We start from the raw sequence: 4,968 nt of genomic DNA on the forward strand, positions 1-4,968 counted from the left end.
GCCACCGGGCTCGACACCGGTGTGGTGCCCGTCGGTGTCGAAGCACCGCTGCACCTGCGCCTCATCGAGACTGAGATCTTCGACCCCGACATCAACAAGTTCCACCAGCTGGCGCGCGCGGATCCCGGTCGCCCGGCTCAGCGCGGCCACCGGCGGCGACCTGTCCCGCAGTACGCGGCACCACACCCTCTATGCACCGAACGGGTACGGGGACGAGCTGCGCGCCGTCCTGCGCACCGGGGCCGTCGTGTGGGGCCACGTGTGCCTCTCGCGCAGCGAGGACGGGCCGGCGTTCGGCGCGGCCGAGGCCGACGTCGTGCACCGTCTGTCCGGGCACGTCGCACACGGCCTGCGCGTGGGTCACCTGCTCACCGCGGCCGCCTCCGACGACGCCGGGCCCGGTGTCGTGGTCCTCGACGACGCAGCACAGGTGATGTCGGCGACCGAGCAGGGCCGTGAGCTCCTCGCCCCGGTGCCCACCGGTGGTCTCGAGCTGCCGCTGGCGGTGTACGAGGTGGCACAGCAGGCGCGGGCCGTCGCCGAGGGGGCGGTCCCCGGGCCGCCGCCGGTCGTGCGGCTGCTCGTCCCCGACGAACGGTGGCTCGTCCTGCACGGCTCCCGGCTGGGCGAGGATCGCAGCGTCGTCGTCGTCGAGCCGGCCCGGCCCTCCGAGCTGGCGCCGGTCGTCGTCGCCGCCCACGGTCTGACGCCCCGCGAGCGTGAGGTCACCGAGCTGTGGGTGCGGGGCCTGGACGTCGCCGCGGTGGCGACGACGCTGTTCATCTCCCCGCACACGGTTCACGACCACGTGCGGGCGGTGTACGCAAAGATGTCGGTACGCAGCCGTCCGGAGCTCGTCGCCGCGCTCGTCGCGACGACCCCGTTCCGGGTGGCGACCAACGGCGAGGAGGTCGACATGGGACTCGGCGACATGGCCAAGAAGGCCAAGCAGGCACTCAGCAGCGACAAGGGCGAGCAGCTGAGCGACCAGGCCCTCGACCGCGGCGCCGACCTGGCGAACCGCGTGACGGGCGGGAAGTACGCCGACAAGGTGGAAGCGGCCCGTGACGCCGCGGACGAGCGGGTCGGCAACGAGGGCGCCGGCGGTGACCGGCCCTCCGGGCGTCGGCGCGCGGACACCGAGGTCGACGCCGGCGGCTCGGAGCACCCCCGGGGCAAGCACCGGGCCTGACGGGCCGGTTCACGACCTCCCGCTCAGCCGCGGGCGCGGGGGTGGGCGGTGGCGTAGACCTCGCGCATGGCCTGCACGGTGACCTGGGTGTAGATCTGCGTCGTCGTCACCGACGCGTGCCCGAGGAGCTCCTGGACCACCCGGACGTCGGCGCCACCGGCGAGCAGGTGGGTGGCGAAGGAGTGGCGCAGCGTGTGCGGGGAGACCCGGTCCCCCAGCCCCGCCCGGGCACCGGCCGTCTGCAGCACCGCCCACGCGCTCTGCCGGCTCAGCGGCCCACCCCGCTGGTTGAGGAAGAGCGCGCTCGTGCCCCGGCCCGCGCGGGCCAGCAGCGGGCGGGCGCGGACGAGGTAGGCCTCCACCGCCTCGACGGCGTAACGCCCCACGGGGACCACCCGCTCCCGCCGGCCCTTGCCGAAGAGGCGCACAGTGCCGCCGTCGAGGTCGAGGTCGTCGGCCGAGAGCCCGACCGCCTCGCTGATCCGGGCGCCGGTGCCGTAGAGCAACTCGAGCAGCGCACGGTCGCGCAGCGGGACGGGGCCCTGGCCCACCGACGCCGCCTCGAGCAGCCGCTCGACGTCCTCGGTGCTCAGCGCCTTGGGGAGGCGCCGCGCCGCCGCCGGGGCGCGCACGTCCGCGCTCGGGTCGTGGGCGGCCCGCCCCTCGAGCACGGCGAACCGGTGCCAGCCGCGGACGGCGACCACGGCCCGACCCGCGGACGAGACGGCCAGCGGACGACCCCCGTCGGACCCGGTCCGCAGCACCTCGACGTACTCGGCGACGTCGTTCCCGGCGACGTCGTCCAGCCGCTCCCGGCCCCGGTCGCGCAGGTAGGCGGCGTACCGGCGCAGGTCGCGGCGGTAGGCGGCCAGGGTGTGCTCGCTCAGCCCCCGCTCGACGGCGAGGTGGGCCAGGTACTCCTCCAGCGCCTGCTCGAGCTCGGCGGGCAGACCCCGGTCCGGCACGCGCGGCCGCTCCGCGGCCGGAGAGGACGTCGTGCGGGACACGAGGGGGACCCTACAGGGGCAGGAAGGGGTCGACCGCCACGGCGACGAAGACGATCGTCAGGTACGTGATCGAGGCGTGGAAGACCTTCATGGCGGCGAGCTTGCCACGCTCGGGCTGGCGCGCCCGGACGAGCAGCCGGACACAGCCGGCGAGGAACCAGGCCCCGGCGACCCCGGCGATCACGGCGTAGACCCAGGTCATCCCCGCGACCGGGACGAGCACGAGGGAGCAGGCCACCATGGCGGCGCCGTAGGCGAGGATCTGGGCGGCGACGGTCGCGTTGGACGCCACCACCGGCAGCATCGGGACGTCGGCCCGGGCGTAGTCCTTACGGAACCGCATCGACAGCGGCCAGTAGTGCGGGGGCGTCCAGAAGAAGATGATCCCGAAGAGCACCACCGCCGCCCAGGAGACCGTGCCCGTGACCGCGGACCAGCCGATGAGCACCGGCATGCACCCGGCCGCGCCGCCCCAGACGATGTTCTGGCTGGTGCGTCGCTTGAGGAGCATCGTGTACCCGACGACGTACATGACGATCGCCGCCAGGGCGAGCCAGGCCGAGGCCCAGTTGACCAGCAGCCCGAACCACAGCACGGAGAACACCCCGAGGACGGTGGCGAAGACGGCGGCCTGCCGGACCGACAGCACGCCGGTGACCAGCGGCCGCTGCTTGGTCCGGTTCATCAGCCGGTCGATGTCCCGGTCCAGGATCATGTTCCACGTGTTCGCCGACCCGGCGGCCGCGTACCCGCCGACCACCGTCGCGACCGTGAGCCACAGCCCCGGCCACCCGCCGGCGGCGAGGAAGAGCGTGGGGACCGTGGTGATGAGGAGCAGCTCGACGATGCGGGGCTTGGTCAGCGCCACGTAGGCGCGGACGCGGTCCGCCCGGCTGGTGCTCGGGCCGGCAGGCCCGGGGCTGGACCGGAGGGTCGAGCGGTCGGACACGTGGGGTGCCACCTCCTGGGTCTGGCGCTCGGGCACCGATTGCAGACTACGCACGCGTCGTTCCACTCCCCATCTCGCGTTCCGACCGTCGCGGACAACGCGGGTTGGACCATCCTACGGTTGATCCTGGCCGGTCCCGCCACCCCTGCGGTGCGCGCCGGTGCCGACTTGCTCACAGTGGGCGGCGCGGCACGAGTTGGCAACCGTCGCGCTCCTGGTGGGAGCGACGGATAGGGTCGGCCACATCCGTGTCCTCCGACCGGTCCCGGCCGGAGGGTCCAGCCGTACACCGAGGAGAATGAGTGAGCAACAGCCCCAGCCAGACCGGATGGAACGACCTCGACCGACGCGCGGTCGACACCGCGCGCGTCCTCGCGGCGGACGCCGTCCAGAAGGCCGGTAGCGGTCACCCCGGGACCGCGATGAGCCTGGCCCCGGCCGCCTACCTGCTCTACCAGAACGTCATGCGGCACGACCCGTCCGACCCGCACTGGCTGGGCCGTGACCGCTTCGTGCTCTCCGCCGGGCACACGGCACTCACGCAGTACATCCAGCTCTACTACTCCGGCTACGGCCTGGAGCTCGACGACATCAAGGCGCTGCGCACCTGGGGTTCCAAGACCCCGGGCCACCCCGAGTACCGCCACACCGAGGGTGTCGAGGTGACCACCGGCCCGCTCGGCCAGGGCCTGGCCAACGCCGTCGGCATGGCCATGGCCGCCCGCCGCACCCGCGGCCTGCTCGACCCCGACGCCGCCCCGGGCACCAGTCCCTTCGACCACCGCGTCTACGTCATCGCCTCCGACGGCGACCTCCAGGAGGGCGTGACCCACGAGGCCAGCGCGCTCGCCGGCCTGCAGCAGCTGGGCAACCTCATCGTCATCTGGGACGACAACCGCATCTCCATCGAGGACGACACGAACATCGCCTTCCACGAGGACGTGCTCGCCCGGTACGCCGCCTACGGCTGGCACACGGAGCGGGTCGACTGGACGAAGGGCGACACCACCTACGAGGAGGACGTCGACGCGCTGCTCGCCGCGATCCGCGCCGGCGAGGCGGAGACCGGCCGACCCACGATCATCGCGCTGCGCACGATCATCGGCTGGCCCTCCCCCACCAAGCAGAACACCGGCGCGATCCACGGCTCCGCGCTCGGCGCCGAGGAGGTCCGCGCCCTGAAGGAGGTCCTCGGCTTCGACCCCGAGCAGGACTTCGAGGTGGCCGACGAGGTCATCGCCCACGTGCGCAAGGTCCGCGACCGCGGAGCGGCCGCCCGGGCCGAGTGGGAGACCTCCTTCCAGGCCTGGCGTACCGCCAACCCCGAGGGCGCCGCGCTGCTCGACCGGCTGCAGGCGGGCGAGCTCCCCGACGGCTGGGCCGACGCGCTGCCCACCTTCGAGGCCGGCAAGGACGTGTCCACCCGCTCCGCCTCCGGTTCGGTCCTCTCGGCCCTCGCCCCGGTGCTGCCCGAGCTGTGGGGCGGCTCCGCCGACCTCGCCGGCTCGAACAACACGACGATGAAGGGCGAGCAGTCCTTCCTGCCGGTCGAGCGCTCCAGCGCGATGTTCCCCGGCAACCCGTACGGGCGCACGCTGCACTTCGGCATCCGTGAGCACGGCATGGGCGCGATCCTCAACGGCATCGCCCTCCACGGGCTCACCCGGCCCTACGGCGGTACCTTCCTCACGTTCTCCGACTACATGCGCCCGGCGGTGCGGCTCGCCGCGCTCATGGGGATCCCCTCGACCTTCGTGTGGACCCACGACTCCATCGGCCTGGGTGAGGACGGCCCGACCCACCAGCCGGTCGAGCACCTC

The 4,968-nt window shown here is 73.4% G+C and carries 4 protein-coding genes; 2 read left to right on the plus strand and 2 right to left on the minus strand.

Going from position 1 to position 4,968, the window contains the following annotated elements; genetic code table 11:
• Positions 1 to 259: 259 nt before the first annotated feature.
• Positions 260 to 1,192 (plus strand): Rv0909 family putative TA system antitoxin, encoded by a 933-nt coding sequence (locus Q0195_RS15770; RefSeq protein WP_366518061.1) that lies wholly within the window; start codon positions 260 to 262, stop codon positions 1,190 to 1,192.
• A 23-nt stretch (positions 1,193 to 1,215) separates the two neighbouring features.
• Here the strand turns inward: Q0195_RS15770 and xerD are convergent, their stop codons facing one another.
• Both xerD and Q0195_RS00100 read right to left on the minus strand, forming a co-directional pair.
• Positions 1,216 to 2,157, minus strand: coding sequence for a site-specific tyrosine recombinase XerD (xerD, locus tag Q0195_RS00095; protein WP_299272935.1), 942 nt, complete (start codon positions 2,155 to 2,157; stop codon positions 1,216 to 1,218).
• Positions 2,158 to 2,209: 52 nt separating this feature from the next.
• The gene (locus Q0195_RS00100) at positions 2,210 to 3,184 is read right to left on the minus strand and encodes a heme o synthase (RefSeq protein ID WP_299272930.1); all 975 of its coding nucleotides are present in this window, start codon (positions 3,182 to 3,184) and stop codon (positions 2,210 to 2,212) included.
• A 266-nt stretch (positions 3,185 to 3,450) separates the two neighbouring features.
• Between Q0195_RS00100 and Q0195_RS00105 the strand changes: the two genes are divergently transcribed.
• On the plus strand, positions 3,451 to 4,968 hold a 1,518-nt coding region (locus tag Q0195_RS00105; RefSeq protein ID WP_299272933.1), incomplete at its 3' end, for a transketolase.

The organism is uncultured Georgenia sp., assembly GCF_937958535.1.
GTDB lineage: Bacteria > Actinomycetota > Actinomycetes > Actinomycetales > Actinomycetaceae > Oceanitalea.